The sequence below is a fragment of the Pedobacter sp. genome (genome assembly GCF_045627485.1).
GTDB lineage: Bacteria > Bacteroidota > Bacteroidia > Sphingobacteriales > Sphingobacteriaceae > Pedobacter.
On the sequence record NZ_JAZQNU010000073.1, the window covers coordinates 48570 to 66546 of the forward strand.

At 41.4% G+C, this 17977-nt stretch carries 17 protein-coding genes; 9 read left to right on the forward strand and 8 right to left on the reverse strand.

All coding sequences use genetic code 11. The annotated features are described in order from the left end of the window. Positions 1 to 61: 61 nt before the first annotated feature. Positions 62 to 1129, forward strand: coding sequence for a 3-phosphoserine/phosphohydroxythreonine transaminase (gene serC / locus ACR2F3_RS05430; protein WP_432708959.1), 1068 nt, complete (start codon positions 62 to 64; stop codon positions 1127 to 1129). A gap of 4 nt (positions 1130 to 1133) precedes the next feature. Beyond that, the gene (locus tag ACR2F3_RS05435; RefSeq protein ID WP_432708960.1) at positions 1134 to 2084 is read left to right on the forward strand and encodes a D-2-hydroxyacid dehydrogenase; all 951 of its coding nucleotides are present in this window, start codon (positions 1134 to 1136) and stop codon (positions 2082 to 2084) included. A gap of 81 nt (positions 2085 to 2165) precedes the next feature. On the opposite strand, the gene ACR2F3_RS05440 is transcribed toward ACR2F3_RS05435, so the two are convergent. The 3 genes from ACR2F3_RS05440 to ACR2F3_RS05450 are packed head-to-tail and all read right to left on the reverse strand — an operon-like array spanning position 2166 to position 3650. Next, on the reverse strand, positions 2166 to 2321 hold the full coding sequence (locus ACR2F3_RS05440; protein WP_432708961.1) for a hypothetical protein: 156 nt from the start codon (positions 2319 to 2321) through the stop codon (positions 2166 to 2168). 1 nt (position 2322) lies between these two features. Further along, positions 2323 to 2835, reverse strand: coding sequence for a hypothetical protein (locus ACR2F3_RS05445; protein WP_432708962.1), 513 nt, complete (start codon positions 2833 to 2835; stop codon positions 2323 to 2325). A gap of 29 nt (positions 2836 to 2864) precedes the next feature. Then, on the reverse strand, positions 2865 to 3650 hold the full coding sequence (locus ACR2F3_RS05450) for an SAM hydrolase/SAM-dependent halogenase family protein (RefSeq protein ID WP_432708963.1): 786 nt from the start codon (positions 3648 to 3650) through the stop codon (positions 2865 to 2867). A 101-nt stretch (positions 3651 to 3751) separates the two neighbouring features. Between ACR2F3_RS05450 and ACR2F3_RS05455 the strand changes: the two genes are divergently transcribed. The 4 genes from ACR2F3_RS05455 (at position 3752) to ACR2F3_RS05470 (ending at position 7066) form a co-directional block, all read left to right on the forward strand. Beyond that, entirely contained in the window at positions 3752 to 4711 is a 960-nt protein-coding gene (locus ACR2F3_RS05455) for a PhoH family protein (protein ID WP_432708964.1), read from the forward strand. A 29-nt stretch (positions 4712 to 4740) separates the two neighbouring features. Continuing rightward, a complete protein-coding gene (locus ACR2F3_RS05460) occupies positions 4741 to 5697 on the forward strand; it encodes a phosphoribosylaminoimidazolesuccinocarboxamide synthase (protein ID WP_432708965.1) in 957 nt (318 codons plus the stop codon). Between the two features lie 65 nt (positions 5698 to 5762). Further along, on the forward strand, positions 5763 to 6152 hold the full coding sequence (locus tag ACR2F3_RS05465; protein ID WP_432708966.1) for an STAS domain-containing protein: 390 nt from the start codon (positions 5763 to 5765) through the stop codon (positions 6150 to 6152). After that, positions 6152 to 7066 carry a ribonuclease Z gene (locus ACR2F3_RS05470; RefSeq protein WP_432708967.1) on the forward strand — a complete coding sequence of 305 codons (915 nt, stop codon included), beginning with the start codon at positions 6152 to 6154 and terminating at the stop codon, positions 7064 to 7066. The genes ACR2F3_RS05465 and ACR2F3_RS05470 overlap by 1 nt, the downstream gene beginning before the upstream one ends. 75 nt (positions 7067 to 7141) lie before the next feature. Here the strand turns inward: ACR2F3_RS05470 and ACR2F3_RS05475 are convergent, their stop codons facing one another. From ACR2F3_RS05475 to ACR2F3_RS05485, 3 genes are read right to left on the reverse strand one after another with little or no spacing between them, the layout of a single operon-like run. Continuing rightward, positions 7142 to 8092: an MlaD family protein gene (locus ACR2F3_RS05475; protein WP_432708968.1), complete on the reverse strand. Its 951-nt coding sequence runs from the start codon at positions 8090 to 8092 to the stop codon at positions 7142 to 7144. A 12-nt stretch (positions 8093 to 8104) separates the two neighbouring features. Continuing rightward, positions 8105 to 8887, reverse strand: coding sequence for an N-acetylmuramoyl-L-alanine amidase family protein (locus ACR2F3_RS05480; RefSeq protein ID WP_432708969.1), 783 nt, complete (start codon positions 8885 to 8887; stop codon positions 8105 to 8107). Between the two features lie 37 nt (positions 8888 to 8924). Next, positions 8925 to 9809, reverse strand: a complete 885-nt coding sequence (locus tag ACR2F3_RS05485) for an N-acetylmuramoyl-L-alanine amidase family protein (protein ID WP_432708970.1) — start codon at positions 9807 to 9809, stop codon at positions 8925 to 8927. 56 nt (positions 9810 to 9865) lie between these two features. On the opposite strand from ACR2F3_RS05485, the gene ACR2F3_RS05490 reads away from it, so the two are divergent. From ACR2F3_RS05490 to ACR2F3_RS05500, 3 genes are all read left to right on the forward strand, one after another. Next, positions 9866 to 12571, forward strand: a complete 2706-nt coding sequence (locus tag ACR2F3_RS05490) for a putative LPS assembly protein LptD (RefSeq protein ID WP_432708971.1) — start codon at positions 9866 to 9868, stop codon at positions 12569 to 12571. Between the two features lie 2 nt (positions 12572 to 12573). Then, the gene (locus ACR2F3_RS05495) at positions 12574 to 13824 is read left to right on the forward strand and encodes a competence/damage-inducible protein A (RefSeq protein ID WP_432708972.1); all 1251 of its coding nucleotides are present in this window, start codon (positions 12574 to 12576) and stop codon (positions 13822 to 13824) included. 122 nt (positions 13825 to 13946) lie between these two features. Next, positions 13947 to 15272 (forward strand): dihydrolipoamide acetyltransferase family protein, encoded by a 1326-nt coding sequence (locus ACR2F3_RS05500; RefSeq protein ID WP_432708973.1) that lies wholly within the window; start codon positions 13947 to 13949, stop codon positions 15270 to 15272. 393 nt (positions 15273 to 15665) lie between these two features. On the opposite strand, the gene ACR2F3_RS05505 is transcribed toward ACR2F3_RS05500, so the two are convergent. Next, positions 15666 to 16910: a homoserine dehydrogenase gene (locus ACR2F3_RS05505; RefSeq protein WP_432708974.1), complete on the reverse strand. Its 1245-nt coding sequence runs from the start codon at positions 16908 to 16910 to the stop codon at positions 15666 to 15668. Beyond that, entirely contained in the window at positions 16911 to 17969 is a 1059-nt protein-coding gene (locus ACR2F3_RS05510; protein ID WP_432708975.1) for a homoserine O-acetyltransferase family protein, read from the reverse strand. It lies immediately after the preceding gene. Positions 17970 to 17977 lie beyond the last annotated feature (8 nt).

A 17977-nucleotide genomic window follows, 5' to 3' on the forward strand; every position in this document is an offset into this window, starting at 1 on the left:
AAAAATCCCCAGCTTTAACGTCAAAAACTACTACATTTACGCTTAATAAAAAGCATATAAAATGAAACATAATTTTGGCGCAGGCCCCTGTATTTTACCACAGGAAGTATTTAAACAAGCATCAAGAGCAATTTTAGATTTTAAAGACGGCTTATCTATCCTTGAAATCTCTCACCGAACGCCAGAATTCGAAAGCGTAGTTAAGGAAGCCGAAAAACTTGTTAAAGAATTGTTGAATGTACCGGATGGTTATTCCGTTTTGTTTTTGCAGGGCGGTGCAAGTTTGCAATTTGCTATGGTACCGATGAACTTATTAGCAGACGGACAAACCGCCAGTTACCTGGAAACAGGTGTTTGGGCTAAAAAAGCAATTAAAGAGGTAGCGCCATTTGGTAAAGCGCATGTTGTAGCCTCTTCCAAAGACGCTAACTTCACCTTTATTCCTAAAGATTTCACTATCCCTGAGGAAAGCGCTTATTTTCATTACACTTCCAATAATACCATTTACGGAACAGAACTTTTTGCCGTTCCGGAAACTTCTGTTCCTGTAGTATGCGATATGTCGTCTGATATTATGAGCCGCGTAATCGACGTGTCGAAGTTTGACTTGATTTACGCAGGTGCACAGAAAAACATTGGGCCTGCTGGCTTAACAGTTGTCATTGTTAAAGACGAAATCCTGGGCCGTATTGACAGAAAGATCCCTTCTATGCTGGACTATAAAGTTCACGCTGAAGCCGGATCAATGTATAACACACCACCGGTTTTCTCTATTTACGTAGCCATGTTAAACCTGCGCTGGTTAAAAGCTAAAGGTGGTGTTGCAGAAATAGAAAAAGAGAACATCATCAAAGCGAAAGCTTTGTACACTGAAATTGACAGGAACTCTTTATTTAAAGGTACTTGTGCTGTAGAAGACCGTTCAAGAATGAACGTTTGTTTCGTGATGAACAATCCTGAACTGGAAAAACCATTCCTGAAGTTTGCGGAAGATAATGGTATAGAAGGAATTAAAGGCCATAGAAGTGTAGGTGGTTTCAGAGCATCGATGTATAATGCATTGGCAAGCACAAGCGTACATGCTTTAATTGAGTTAATGCAGGATTTCGAAGAAAAAAATAAGAAATAGATTAATGGTAAAAATATTAGCAAATGACGGTATAGATCCCGTTGGTAAAGCATTATTAGAACAAGCAGGTTTTACGGTAGATACCGAAACTGTACCTCAAGATAAATTAATTGAAGCCTTACAGCACTACGACGCCATTACCGTAAGGAGTGCTACGAAAATTCGCAAGGATCTGATTGACCAATGCCCTAACTTGCGCCTGATTGGCCGTGGTGGGGTAGGCATGGACAATATCGATGTTGACTATGCAAGGGAAAAAGGCATTGCCGTAGTAAATACTCCTGCTGCTTCTTCGCATTCCGTAGCGGAACTGGTATTTGCTCATTTGCTTACCGGCGCAAGGTTTTTGCAAGACGCAAACCGCAAAATGCCTGTAGAAGGTAATACAAACTTTAATGGTTTAAAAAAGGCCTATGCGAAAGGCATTGAACTTAAAGGTAAAACTTTAGGCGTAATAGGTTTTGGGCGTATCGGTCGTGCAACAGCTGCCATCGGCTTAAGGTTAGGCATGAACGTAATTGCCTACGATTTATTCCCTTTCAGTGGCCACATTACCCTGAATTTTCAGGGTGACGTGTCTGTGGACATTCCCGTAGAAACTGTTTCTTTCGAAGAAGTAATCAAAAATAGTGATTTCATAAGTTTGCATACACCTTTTGCAGATAAACCTATCTTAGGTGAGGCAGAATTCGAAATGATGAAACCAGGTGTTGGTGTTGTTAATTGTTCAAGAGGTGGAACAATTGATGAACTCGCATTAATCAATGCGTTAGACAGCGGGAAAGTTGGTTTTGCTGGCTTAGATGTCTTTGATAATGAGCCTACGCCACGTGCAGCATTGTTATCGCACCCGAAAATTTCTCTCACTCCACATATCGGTGCTGCAACTAATGAGGCACAGGAACGTATTGGTGAGGAACTTGCGGCGTTGATCATCGAACACTTTAGCAAATAAGCTTTAGCTAAAAAAAAGGAACGGCCAAATGTCGTTCCTTTTTTTTATCGTCTTTACGTCAAGTACCATGGTGCCTTTACTTTACCGAAGAGCGTTGGTTAACACCCAGTAGCGATAACCAATAATGGCCTTCTGGAAAGTGGTTAATTTCATGGGATCCTTGTGATAATAACTGGGTAACAAGATCTTGTTGATCTTTACCAACGCTTTAAACAGACTTGTTTTCAGTGCTTTCATGTTATGCCTTTCTTAATTTCCTTATTTTACCATACATGATGATCACCGTACCAAAAAAGGCTATTGCAAGGCAGGCAATCACATAGTGCAGAAAGGTTTGCTGACGTTCAGATTCAGCAACCACTAGCTTTAAACTTTCATTTTTATCCTGAAGTTTTTTTATAGCCTGCATGTAACGCTGTATGCGATCATTATATGCCTCCGCGGTGTTTTGAACCTGCTGCACCTGCATTTCTTTATATTCCATCAGAATCTTAAGCTCCCTGAAGATGTTGTTATCATTCAGCGCAATCTGCCTCAGGATTTCATTAGAGTTCTTAATATCCTTTTTTGTTTGCATTCCGAATATGCCGGTTCTTGCATTCAAACTTTTCTGATATTGTCCAAAACGGGCACTTCGTTGCGCAAGTAGGGAATTAATCTTATTTCTCTGAAGTTCATAAGCTGAACTGTCTTGGGCGAGCACAGTGGCAGGCAACACAAAGAAGAAAAGTAACAGCAAGTATCTCATCATGGCGTTTGTTTTAAATTATAAAGCAAAATCTATGCCTGCGAGTGAAACTCCACCCTCACAATATCATTGAGGTGCAGCCCCAGTAGACCACTGGCTTTACCTTTGTTGATGGCAATTTCCAGGTGATTACTTATACCAAAAAGGCATAATTTCTCGCCTTCAGGTACCTCATTATAATGCCAGCTTAACTGGCTTATGGTCTCACTTTTTCTAAAGTACAGGGTGAAGTCGCGGTTACGTTGTACTTTAGTAAACAGTTCTTTTGTAATATTGGTAATCACGTTACAAAAATTGTCTATATAAATCACACTTCCCCTGATCATGTCTGGTTCCAGGACAGGATTAAGCAATGACCTTTCCTCAACGTTTCCGGTAGGCAGACCAATCTCTTTTAGTTTACCGCCCTTTGCCAGATGTATGGCTGCCTTAACAAAAATATCAACGAGTGGAAAGTGCAGGTATTTCAGGTCCTGCATAATATTAAGCTCCACCAGTTCGTCGGGCTTCCCATCAAAAAGAAGGGAGAAAATACCATTATCGGCACCTACAAAATAATGGTCGTTATATTTCAAAGCGATGTAGCGTGTATGCTCACTAAACACTGAATCAATACCAATCAGGTGCACCGTTCCTTTAGGAAAATAGGGGAATGCATTTTTAAGAACAAATGCAGCATATGATATGTTAAAGGATGGAACATTATGGGTAATATCCACAATATTAGCGTTCGGCATGATCGTCAGGATACTGCCTTTTAAAGCAGCCTGATAAAAATCCTTGGAACCTAAATCTGTTGTTAAAGTGATAATAGCCATTAAAAATTGAATATTTATTCTTAATCTTGCGTAAGCAGCAAGCGCCTACAAATATTCACTTTTTAAATCAAAATATACACGTCTATAAAAAAAACAATATTTTGAACGAAATACAATTAACATTGGAATCTGTAGATCCCGCACAATTTTGGGGGACAAATAATGAACATTATGAACTAATAAAACGTGCTTTTCCTAAGCTTAAACTGGTTGCCCGAGGTAACGATATTAAAGTTTTAGGAGACCAGCAAGAGTTGATTGGTTTTGAATTGAAATTTAAGGAACTGGTAGCACACCTGGAGAAATATACTTCTCTCAGTCCGATGCAAGTAGAAGCCCTATTATCCCTCAGGAAGCAGCCCGCCAGTCCGGCGCCCGGCGTAAATACCCATTCGGGTGGAGGTGAAGTTATTGTGTTTGGAACACATGGCATCCTGGTTAAAGCGCGCACCGCCAACCAGCGGCGCATGGTGGAAAGCATTGCTCATAACGATGTCTTATTTGCCATTGGCCCTGCGGGAACCGGAAAAACCTATACAGCAGTAGCACTCGCAGTAAGGGCACTCAAAAACAAAGAAATTAAAAGAATTATCTTAACCCGTCCGGCAGTAGAAGCAGGAGAGAGCCTGGGTTTTTTACCCGGCGACCTCAAAGAAAAGGTAGATCCTTACTTACGCCCGCTCTATGATGCCCTGGATGATATGATCCCGGCAGAGAAATTAAAACTCTACCTCGAAAACAGAACGATAGAGATTGCTCCCCTTGCATTTATGCGCGGTAGAACTTTAGATAACTGTTACGTCATTTTAGATGAGGCACAGAACTCTACCGATTTACAGCTTAAGATGTTTTTAACCCGTATGGGGCCATCAGCAAAATTCATTGTAACCGGCGACGTCACACAAATCGACTTGCCTAAAAAACAAATGTCAGGGCTCTTTAACGCCCTTAAGATTTTAGACAATATTCCTGGTATCGATGTTATTTATCTTACCGGAGAAGATGTAGTACGCCATAAGCTGGTTAAAAGAATTCTTAAAGCCTACGGCGATATACAATAACTAACAAATGCCGCGAGTTGGCACACACCATGAAAGCAATAAAAGAAACAAATTTTAATTTTCCAAAACAGACTAACTTCTATAAAGGTAAAGTACGCGATGTGTACACCATTGATAATCGCTTTATGGCGATGGTGGTTACCGACAGGATTTCTGCATTTGATGTGGTTTTACCAGAAGCCATCCCATTTAAAGGGCAGGTTTTAAACCAGATTGCCGCTAAGTTTTTAGCTGCCACTCAAGATATTCTTCCTAACTGGGTAATCCAGGTGCCAGATGAAATGGTTACTGTTGGCCGCATTTGTGAGCCTTTCAAGGTAGAAATGGTCATCAGAGGTTACCTTGCAGGTCATGCCTGGCGCGAATACAGTGCCGGTAAGAGAAGTGTTTGCGGTGTTAGTCTGCCCGAAGGATTGAAGGAGAATGATAAACTTCCTGAACCTATCATTACGCCAACGACAAAAGCTGCCGTTGGGCACGATGAAGATATTTCACGCGAGGATATCCTGGCCAGAGGCATCGTTTCCCTGGCTGATTATACCCAGCTGGAAACTTTTACCCGTGCGCTTTATCAACGCGGTACAGAAATCGCAGCTGAGCGTGGATTAATCCTGGTGGATACGAAATACGAATTTGGTAAAGTAAGTGATACCATTTACCTGATCGACGAAATCCATACGCCTGATTCTTCGCGATATTTTTATGCCGAAGGTTATCAGGAACGCCAGGCCAATGAGGAGCCCCAAAAGCAATTGTCTAAAGAATTCGTACGTAAGTGGTTAATTGAAAATGGTTTTCAGGGCAAAGAAGGGCAAACTGTTCCCGAGATGACGCCGGAAATCATCACTTCAATTTCAGACCGTTATATAGAACTATACGAGCAAATCACCGGAGATAAGTTTGTGAAAAATGATGCAGAAGACGTGCTAAACCGCATCGAGCAGAATGTGTTAACTTGTATTAACGATCTGATTACTGCAAGCTAACGATCCGTTTCAGCCGATAAGAAAAATGAATCGTTTTTTTCGTATATAATTTAAACTACATGACCATGAAATTTTCAATAGATAAAAATGAGAAATATGTGGTGATCACCTTGAACGAAAGCAGTTTCAGTAACGAGATTACCCCACAGTTGAAGTCTGAATTTATTTTGTTGAATACAGAAGGCTTTTCCAATATCATCCTGGATTTATCCCAGGTGTTACACTGCGACGATTCTCAGGACTTAAGCAGTTTGCTTTTTGCCGACCGCCTGTGTAAAAAGGTCAATGGATTGTTTGTTATTGCAGGTGTGCAACCGGAAATACAAAAAATCCTTGAACTTTCGGGCCTTACACAAAGCCTGAACATGGTTCCGAAACTGAAGGAAGCAGTTGATCTCATTTTTATGGACGAGATAGAGAAAGAGATGTTGGGAAATTTTGATGAGGAGAGTTAATGAGTTTTCAGGTAACCATACTGGGTTCTAGCTCCGCAACACCAATTTACAACCGTAATCCTTCAGCCCAGCTGCTTCATTGCAAAGATAAATTTTATCTGATTGACTGCGGTGAAGGAACGCAGCAGCAGTTAAACAAATTTAACCTCAAGGCGAGTAAAATAGATTATATTTTTATCAGCCACTTGCATGGCGATCATTATTTCGGGCTGATTGGCCTACTGTCGAGCATGCACCTGAACGGTCGTGTAAAAGCGTTGAAATTATTCGGTCCGCCTGCCTTGCTGGAAATCCTGGAGCTGCAATTCAAACATTCAGAAACTGTAATTCGTTTTCCGCTTGAATTTACGCCGGTTATCGCAGATGCCAGTCGCTTAATTTTTGAGAACAATGATTTGATTGTGGAGACTATCGTGCTTAATCACCGTATTCCCTGCACAGGATTTAAATTTACCGAACAGGCCAGGCCGCGAAAGCTCAACGTAGAGAAGCTGGAAACCGTTGAGTTGCCCATCACTTATTATCCGCTGTTGAAAAAAGGTCTTGACCTGATATTACCTGATGGAAGGGTGTTTTTAAATCAGGACTATACCAGGGATCCTATACCGCCTAAAAGTTATGCCTATTGTTCAGATACGCTGGCCGATGGCAGTTACCTGCAGGCAATAGGGCACTGCACGGTGCTGTATCACGAAGCCACCTTTTTACATGAACTTATAGACCGTGCCAACGTTACTTTCCATTCTACTGCTTTACAGGCCGCACAAGTAGCTGTAGAGGTTGGAGCAGAGCAATTGATCATAGGGCACTTTTCTTCGCGTTACAAGCTGTTACAACCCTTGTTAGAGGAAGCCAGAACAATTTTTCCTAACACGGTGCTGGCCATTGAAGGTAATACCTATACAGTAGCCTAAAATATCAACCCTACAAAAAAACGCCTTGGTTATTGCCAAGGCGTTTTTTTGTAGAAGTTTTTTTATAGAGAGGGGTTAGTTATCTTTTTTACCACCACCAAATATAGAGAAGTGAACGTAGCGTTTAGGATTTTCCTTTAAGTCTATAATCAGGTTATCCAGGTTTTTTGATGCGTTATTTAAATTATCATACATCTCTCTGTCATTAACCAGCAGACCTAACGAACCTTCGCCAGAATTTACCTTTCTCACCACACCTTGCAACTCAGCAATAGCCTTGTTGGCATCATCAACAGTTTGTTTAAAGTTTGCTGCTGCCACTTGATCGCTCATGGTATGAATGTTATTCAAAATAGAATTGATCTTCTGGTTATTGTTTTTAAGGTTATTTGAAATAGATTCAATATTCGCCATGATGGCCGAAATTCTTGATCCTTCAGATCCTACCAATCGATCTACTTTTATAGACGTGGCTTCCAGAGAGGCGAGGGTAGAGGCTATGCTACTGAAACTTTTGTTCACGTTATTCTGAAACTCCGGATTCATGATGGAATTTACACTGGTTAAAATGGAATCCATTTTATCAATAATCTGCTCCGCTTTTTTCTGCACGGGCTGTACTGCTTCCATCAGGTTCTTCTCCACATTCGCTTTTAAAGTATCACCATCCTGGGCAAACACTCTGGAATTACCCAGTTCCATGATAATGGCTTTACTGCCTAAAAGATCCGTACTTTCTAACCGGGCAATGCTGTTGGTTGGAATTTCATATTCGCCGTTGATATGTAATTTCGCTACAATAAAACCATCTGGCTGCAACTTCAACTGGTCTACCCGGCCAATCTGAAAGCCGTTAATTAAAACTGGCTTAGATACCGAAAGTCCGTCAACACGGGAATACCTGGCGTAAAGAACAGTTTCATCTGAAAAGATAGAGTTTCCTTTTAGAAAATTATATCCAATGATTAATAAAGCTATAGCGAAGGCTGCTAATATGCCAACTTTGGTTTCGTTTTTTATTTTCACGTAGTTAATTACTTAGTTAGTATCGTTTCCTTTTTTGTATAATTTCACGGCATTAAAAATAGAATTAACAATTTCTTCCTGTCCGGCACTAGAATTCATGTAACGTTCTTCTTCGGGGTTACTGATAAAGCCAATCTCTGTTAGTACAGCTGGCATCCCGCAACGTTGCAAAATTAATATTCCTTGTTCTTTAATTCCCCTGTCAATGCGGTTGTCAACATCCCTGTAATTGTTCTGTATCAACCTGGCCAGTTCCATACTTTTAGTACGGAATTTGTTTTTAAACAACGACAAGATAATAAATGTTTCGGGATCCTTTGGATCGAAGCCTCCGTAATTTTCTTTATAGTTTTTTTCAAGCATTACATCGGCATTCTCTCTAATGGCTACATCCTGCTCATTTATACGGTGCATACCGGCTACAAAAGTCTCCGTACCCTTTGTAGTTCTGTTTCTGGCAGGCATGGAGTTGGCATGAATCGAAATAAACAAATCTGCTTTATTGTCATTTGCCAGGCCAGCTCTTTTGTAAAAATCCACATCAACATCCGTTTTTCTCGTATAAAGTATTTTTACATCCGGCATTTCTTCTTCAAATTTCTTGCCTAGTTTTAAAGCAACTTGCAACGCAATGTCTTTTTCTTTAGAAAAGGCACCTATTGCGCCAGGTTTACCTCCGCCGTGGCCAGCGTCGATTACTATGGTTTTAACTTTATATCCTTTCTGTGCGTCGGCTGATAATATCGTGCCGAATAAAAAAATAAGTAACAGGGGCGTCTTCAGACTCAATCTCATCTATGCTTTCGTTTAATGGTGTGTGTTAAGGTATATGTTATTTAGAATGTGCAAATGAATTCTGGTAATTCTGGATGGCTTTTAGCAGGCCACGGGTAATTTCTGTCTGCCCTTCTTCAGAGTTCATGTAATCTTCCTCGGTCGGATTACTAATAAAACCGATCTCAGTTAAAATAGCAGGCATACCTGCTCTTGCTAATACGGCCAGACTTTTTTCCTGCACGCCGCGGTTAATTCGGCCCACATTTACATATTCGTCCTGAACCAGTTTTGCAAGTTTTAAGCTTTGTTGGCGGTAAGCATTTTTCATCAGCGACAGGATAATAAAATTCTCGGGGTTAGCCGGGTCAAAGCCTTCATAATTTTCTTTATAGTTTTCTTCCAGTAAAATCGCTTCGTTCTCACGTTTGATCACCTCGTCTTGCTCGTTCATCCTGCCCATACCCGAAACAAAGGTTTCGGTGCCCAGTGTAGAAGTGCTTTTACTGTAAACGGTTTTTTTAATCGGATAGCGCTTCCCGTTTTTTCCCTTGCGGTAACCTGTGGTTACCGTTGAGCGGCGAAGAGGCATATCATTACAATGGATTGAAATAAATAAATCTGCTTTTTCTCTATTTGCCAAACCTATTCTGTCGTATAGTGGTACAAAAGTGTCATCTGTGCGTGTGTACACAACTTTCACGCCAGGCATGCCTGCTTCAATCTCTTGTCCTAGCCGTAACGCTGTCTTCAGGGCTACCTGTTTCTCGGTAGAATACTCCCCTCTTGTAGTGCCGTCTCTACCACCGTGCCCGGCATCTATAACTATCGTTTTTATTTTATAAACCTGTGTAAATGCTTGATAGCTAGATGATGTAGTGATGATTAAGGAAATAATTGCGATCAATATTACTTTTGGACTAACCAATGGTATATTTTTCATTAATTTTGAACGTTTTTGGATTAACATTAGTGCAAAAATAACATTCACCTACGAATTTGAAACATTTACGCCAGATCATTTTATTTAAATCTATTCTTTTGCTGATCCTGCTTAGTAACAATGCTATAGCATTTGAAGGATTATCAGCCTTCCAGGTAGTACAGCAAACAGACACCATAAAAAAGGATTCCGTTTCAAAACAGGATACTACTTTGACTAAGGTGTACCCCCCAGGGTTTAAATTGACTGATACAATAAAAAATGACAACAATCAGGACATGGGCGTAATTGAGTACTCTGCACAGGATTCTACGAAGTACAGTAAAGACAGGAGTGTGATTTACTTATACGGTAAAGCAAGGGTTATTTACCAGGGCTTTCAACTCGATGCCGATTACATCACTTACGACAATAAAACCCATACGATATTTGCCCGTGGTAGTACTGATGCTAAAGGCAGATATACAGGCAAGCCGATTTTTACGATGGAAGGAGAGGGGACATCAATAGCCGACTCCCTGTATTATAACACAGAAACGACAAAGGGTACCGTTTATAATACATTTATGGAGCAGGAAGGCAGTTTTTTCTCTGGTGGGCAAAGTAAAAAACAGCCTGACAATGAAATCCATGTTAAAAACATGTTATACAGTACCTGTAACTTACCTCATCCTCACTTTGGCTTTATGATAACCAAGGGAGTTGTAACAGATAAACAAGTGATCACTGGCCCGGTATACCTTACTATCGAAGATATTCCATTGCCACTGGCTTTGCCATTTGCATTTTTTCCTAAGCCCAATAAAAAATCTTCGGGGGTCATTGTGCCCAGTTTTGGTGAAGATGCCGCCAATGGCTTCTTTTTAAACGATGGGGGTTATTACCTTGGCCTGAGCGATTACTGGGATGCACGCATTATGGGATCCATCTTTACCAATGGTTCCTACCGTGGAACAGTTTCTTCCAACTACTTAAAACGTTATAAATTCAATGGTCATATCGACCTGAATTATTCGAGTACCAAATCTGGAATCGAAGGAACCATACAAAATGTGCCTGCTAAAGATTTTCAAATTAACTGGACCCATAGCCAGAACCCCAATGCTAGTCCGGGTTCTACCTTTAGCGCCAGTGTAATGGCAGGAACAGGTTCGTATAATGTGTCTAATCCGTTAAATTCCAATATGGACCCTTACGCCATATCCAGAAACGTAATGAGTTCCAGTATTGCCTATTCAAAAACTGCCGGCATTTTTAACATCAGTGCAAGTGCCAACTCCAGGCAGGAAACGTTAAATGAAACCATCAGTTTAACCTTACCGCAGGTGAGTGTGAGTATGACCAGTATAAACCCTTTTGATTCTAAAAAACGGGTTGGCGACCAGAAGTGGTACCAGAAGTTTAATTTGGGCTATAGTATGGATGCTACGAATACCGTGAATACGACGGAAGATCAGTTGTTTGCACCGGGAGGATTAAACAGGTTTCAAAATGGTTTTAATCATAACCTTAACGGGTCTTTGCCTTTTACGCTGGCCAAATATTTTAACTTTTCTACCAATGCTAATTACATTGAACAATGGCATTTTCAGACCACGAAGCAAACCATGTTAAAAATGTTAAACGGTCAGGATTCTTTGGTTTACGATACGATACAGGGTTTTAAACGTTCAGGAGAATACAATATAGGTATTAGTATGAATACCAAAATCTACAATACCCTTCAGTTTAAAAAAACGGGTAAGCTACAAGCTTTGAGGCATGTTATGACACCTAGTATAGGAATCAGTTACCGGCCTGATTTTTCTGCCCTGGGCAAAGGTTATTATAAAGAATTGTTATACCAGGATGGAACACCGGTCTACGACCCCTTATATCAGCGTAACAGGATATATTCTATTTTCCAGAACACACAGTTTCCGGGCCCTTCTATTGGACAAAATGCCAGTATTAATTTTGGCGTAGTAAACGATGTGGAGATCAAAGTACGCTCGTTAAAAGATACTACAGGTACCGGTGTGCGTAAACTACCCATTATTCAGGGTCTTAATATTAACGGTGGATATAACCTGCTGGCACCAAGACGTAAATTATCAAACCTGAGTTTTGGCGGGCGGTCAAATTTTACCGAAAAAATTGGAATCACTTTCAGCGGTATGCTGAATCCTTACCAGGTAGCGGATTCCATTGGTGCAAATGGGCAATTGGTTAAGTATGAGAGTAACCGCTACACCTGGCAAAGGGGCCAATTGCCGCGTTTAACTAATTTCGGTTTCTCTTTTGACTATAGCCTCAATCCAGCATCTTTTCAAAGAAGACAGGAAAACCTGGATGCTATACAAAATGATGCCGCAAAACAGGGGCTAACAGCTGAGCAGGCTAACCAGTTAAATGCCATCAGTCGTGATCCAAATGCCTTTGTCGACTTTAATATTCCATGGAATTTAACTCTTGCCTATAGTTTTAACTACAGTACCAATGAAGTGGGCCAAAGTAAAAACGTAAACAATAACCTTACTTTTCGTGGCGATTTTAACGTAACACCTAAATGGAAGGTCACTTTTGATTCTGGTTACGATTTTGGTACCAACACTGTAGCCATGACCCGGTTTTCGATATACCGTGATTTACATTGCTGGGACATGAACTTTAACTGGATTCCATTTGGCTTCTCTAAAAGTTATGGTGTCACCATCAGGGTCAAAGCATCTATATTACAAGATCTAAAATTGAGTAAACAACAAAGTGCCAGATTCTATTAACTATGATAGCTGAAATCATTACCATTGGCGATGAAATCCTGATTGGACAGATCGTTGATACCAACTCTGCCTGGATGGCCAAACAACTTAACCAGGTTGGTATAAAAGTGAAACAGGTAACGTCTGTATCAGATAATGCCGATCATATTATCGAAGCTTTGGATGCCGCTCGAAAAAGAGCCAATATCATTTTAATGACTGGCGGATTAGGGCCCACGAAGGATGATATTACTAAACTTACCCTGGCCAGGTATTTCAACATGGGCTTTCGCAGGGATGAGGAGACACTTAAACAGGTAGAATCTTTTTTTAATACGCGTAAACGCCCTATGCTGGAAATTAACCGTGCACAGGCCGACGTGCCCGACGGTTGCCAGGTGATTCAAAATAGAAACGGAACCGCACCCTGCATGTGGTTTGAGGACGGCGGGACTATATTTGTATCGATGGCGGGGGTGCCTTTTGAAATGATGTACCTCATGGAAGAGGAAATTCTGCCACGTTTGAAAAGCAGATTTCAGCTGCCATTCATTTATCATAAAACTATTTTAACAGCTAGCATAGGAGAGTCTTACCTGGCGCAGGAAATTGAAGCCATCGAAGACAGTCTGCCTGAGTATATAAAGTTGGCCTATCTTCCAAAATTAGGCCAGGTACGTCTGCGTTTAAGCGCATCGGGAACAGATGAAGCATTGGTAAAAAAAGAAGTAGATTATTATGCGCAGCAGCTGGTGGAAAAAGTGAAGCCTTATGTGATCGCAGAAGACGATATTCCATTAGAAAAAGCTTTATTGCAGCTGATGGAACAAAATGGCCTTAAATTTTCTACCGCTGAAAGTTGTACCGGCGGCTATATTGCCCACCTGATTACACAAATTCCGGGTTCGTCGAAGTCTTTTGAGGGTGGAGGGGTAACATACTCCAACGAATTAAAACAAATCATTTTAGGGGTACAGGCACAAACTCTTGCCAATTTTGGCGCGGTAAGTGAAGAAACGGTTAAAGAAATGGCCTTAGGCGCTAACCAGCGTTTCAAAACAGACTATGCTGTGGCGGTAAGCGGGATCGCGGGTCCAGATGGCGGAATGCCCGGTAAACCTGTGGGCACGGTATGGATAGCTGTTGCGTATAAAGACCAGGTGACTGCTAAACTGTTCAATTTTGGTGACCGCAGGATACAAAATATTGAACGTTCTGCAGCTGCTGCATTAACGATGCTTTTTACGCAGGTTAAATTACAACTAACGAAATAAAAGTCTGTCTTTTAAGGGATGGAACGAATAAATATATCAAAGGCCGAAGGCGACTATCGTTTTAAAGCTAAAAAGATTTACTTTTGCAACGGCAACAAAAATTAAATTTACTGTAAACCAACATGGCTCAATACGAATTACTGTTACCCAAAATGGGGGAGAGCGTTGCAGAAGCAACCATTATTAAATGGCTTAAACAACCTGGAGATCGCATTCAGCTGGATGACACCTTATTGGAAATTGCAACTGATAAAGTGGATTCAGAAGTTCCGTCGCCGGTTGAAGGTATACTGGTAAAACACTTGTGTGCGGAAGATGAAGTGGTACAGGTAGGTGCCGTGATCGCTATTATAGAAATAGAAAGTGATGTGGAAATTGTAGTTCCTTTTGTACAGGATATTGAACAACCTGCCCTGGAAGCTATCGCAGCTGTAGAACCTGCTGCCCTGCAAGAGGAAGCTGAAGTGCAAAGTGCCGATCGGTTTTACTCCCCTTTGGTTAAAAACATAGCCGCCCAGGAGAACATTAGTTTCGAAGAACTGGCCGGTATTCAAGGCAGCGGTGCTGAAGGGCGTTTAACTAAGGACGACCTGTTGCTATATATTCAAAATAAACAAAATCAGGGTGGGCAGGCTGCACCACAAAAAGCAGCGCCTAAAGCGCCTGAAGCAGTAACAGAACAACCTGTATTACCTACTCCGGCCAAGCCAGTAGTTAGCCAGAGCAGCAGTGTGAGTGGTGGTGATGAAATCATAGAGATGGACCGCATGCGCAAACTGATTGCCGATCACATGGTAATGAGTAAAGATACCGCACCACATGTTACTTCTTTCGTGGAAGCCGATGTAACCAATATGGTGAAGTGGCGCGACCGCGTGAAAAAGCCTTTTGAAAAACGCGAGAACGAAAAAATTACTTTTACACCGATCTTTATTGAGGCAGTAACGAAAGCCATTAAAGATTTCCCAATGATTAATGTGAGCGTAAACGGTACACAGATCATCAAAAAGAAAGATATCAATATTGGGATGGCTGCGGCTTTACCTAGCGGAAACCTGATTGTTCCGGTTATTAAAAAAGCGGATCAGCTAAACCTGACCGGTTTAACCAAAGCTGTAAATGATTTGGCTAACCGCGCAAGGATTTCAAAACTGAAACCTGACGAAACCCAGAATGGCACTTTTACCTTAACCAATGTGGGTTCTTTTGGCAACGTGATGGGGACACCCATTATTAACCAGCCACAGGTGGCAATTCTTGCCGTAGGCGCCATTAAAAAGAAACCTGCAGTATTAGAAACAGCGTTTGGCGATGTTATTGCCATTCGCCATATGATGTTCCTGTCCCTGTCATACGATCACCGTGTGGTTGATGGTGCCTTGGGCGGATCCTTTGTGAAAAGGGTGGCAGAATACCTGGAAAACTGGGATGTAGATCGCGAGATTTAAATCTGTTTAAAGCTATTTAAAAACCTAACAAAAGCGCCTGTTTTATCGATGATAAGCAGGCGCTTTTTTTTGCCTTATCTTCCCTTTGATTGTTGCTTAACCAGAGCTTATTGTATTTGGTACAGTAGAAGCGCACGACTACGCTACTTATTTGCCCCTCGTTCCGGTTTTGTGAAACAAGGTGCGAAGGAGGTGCGGCGCAGTTGCGTCCGTGTCGAGGACTATTGATAAGCCAATCTTAAAAGCACAGCTTGAATTGAGGCCGCCTATTGATCGTGTAATTACAGCTAATTATGACCACTTTAAAAATGGTGCGTTTAACTTCCTGTTAAGGTATAAAAAAAAGACCGGTTTACACCAGTCTTTTACATCAAAACAAAAATTAAAACGGCATTAGTTAAGGGCAGCTGTGGCTTCTTCGGAAACCGTTTTTAACTGCTGCTCCGTATAGGTGTATTTGCCGGTATGGGCAATAAACACATCTTTGTGTTGCAGTAAGTCGCGGTTAGCCAATAAGTTTTTCAGGCTCACGTTTCCGATCACATATTTAAATTCGTTGTTGGCAAAACGTTCTTTGATACTTTCAATTTTTAGTTTATCCAGGGTGTACTCATGTTCATAGCGCAGGTACACTTCCAGGCTTACATTATCGGTATAGACCAGATCATTCTGCTGTTGGTATTTTTTGTATTCGTATTTATAGTCGTAACGTAAGGCTGCGATATCTGATAATACGGCGGCACCGGTAGGGTGGCCACCTGCGCCTTTACCAAAAAAGAACTGTTTATCGGCGAAAGCAGCTTGTACGGTTACGCAGTTGTATTCGTTCTCCACGTTGTAAATGAAATCGTCGGACTTCACAAATTTAGGCAAGACAAAAGAGATCACCTGGCGGGTACTGATTTTTCGGGCAGTAGGCACCAGCTTAATCTTAAAGTTCTTTTCACGGGCATACTTCACGTCGTTGTCTGACAGGTTTTGTATGCCGACATTAAGGATTTTGTCTGGATCAATAAACAAACCGTAGGCATGTGCTGTGGCAATGGCCAGTTTGTACTTAGCATCGTAACCTCCAACATCTAAAATCGGGTTAGATTCAGCAAAACCTAAGTCCTGCGCCTGTTTCAGGGCCACCTGGTAATCCATGTTTTCATTAAATATCTTGGAAAGGATATAGTTGGAAGAACCATTGAATATGCCGCTTATGCCGTGAAGCAATTCGTTGTCGTAGTATTCCTCCAGGTTCCTGATGATGGGAATACTTCCGCAAACGGAGCCTTCGTACAAGAGGGAAGTACCATAGGTATGTTGTAGTTCCACCAGTTCTGCCAGGTGCAGGGCAATCATTTTTTTATTGGCAGAAACCACATTTTTGCCAGAGGTCAATGCCTTCTTAACAATTTGGTAAGCGGCATCTGCATCATCGATTAATTCGACAATCGTATTAATCTCTGGATGATCCAACAGCTCGTTATGATCTGTTGTAAATAATCCGGCATCCAGGTTCCTGGCTTTATCTGCATTTTTAATGGCTATTTTTACGATTTCCAGGTTAAGATCCTGGCCTTTTATAATGTCGTGCAAGCCCTGACCCACCACACCAAAACCAAATAAACCTATTTTTAGTTTCTTACTCATTTATGCTGTTTTTTGAAATTTTATTATTTTCTTATTGCTACTTTCTTTTAAAAAATTACCGATCAATTGTGTGAGTGTATCAGTTTCAATTAAAAATCCATCATGCCCGTAAGCTGAGGTGATGGCATGAAACACGGCACCTTTAATGTGTTCGCTAAGGTATTTCTGCTCGGATATTGGAAATAGAACATCGTTTTCTACACCAATGACCAGCGTGTTGGCTTTAATACTGGCCAGTGCCTCTGGAACGCTTTTCCGTCCGCGGCCCACGTTATGACTGTCCATCGCCTTGCTCAGGTACCAATAGCTATAGGCATTGAATCGTTTGCAAAGCTTTTCGCCCTGGTAATTCTGGTAGGAAGAAGCGCGGAAGTTATTTGTTTTATCATTAACACTTTCCAGCTGCGTTGCGCCGTAGGCATCGTAAGTACGGTAAGATAATAAAGCAATACTACGGGCAACTTTCAAGCCTTTTAAGCCACCATCGTGATGCTGTGCATAGAAGGTGCGGTCAGTACTTATGGCCATGCGCTGGCTCTCATTAAAGGCTATGCCCCATGGGGAGTGCTGCGCATTGGTTGCTACCAGTACCAGGTTCTCTATTTTGGAAGGTTCGGCTACGGCCCATTCTACAGCTTGCTGGCCACCGAGTGAGCCACCAATTAATACTTTGATGTCATTTATTGCAAGGTGTTTGGCCAGCAACTGGTGTGCCTTTACCATGTCGCGCACGGTAAACTCAGGGAACGACAGGTAATAAGGTAAACCCGTAACCGGGTTTACACTTAAAGGATTACTGCTGCCATAAGCTGAACCAATAACGTTGGCACAAATTATATAATGTTCGTCTGGATTAAACAGGTTGTTGTTTCCAAAAAGTCCTTTCCACCAGTCCAACACGTCAGCATTTGCCGTCAATGCATGACATGCCCAAACGACATTGTCTTTTTTTGCATTGAGTTTTCCATAGGTCTGGTAGGCTAGCTGAAGTCCCCTTAATTTTTTACCACTTTCCAGTTGAAAAATCTTCGGGTGATTATAGGTGTTCATCGTACTCATTTTTTTGT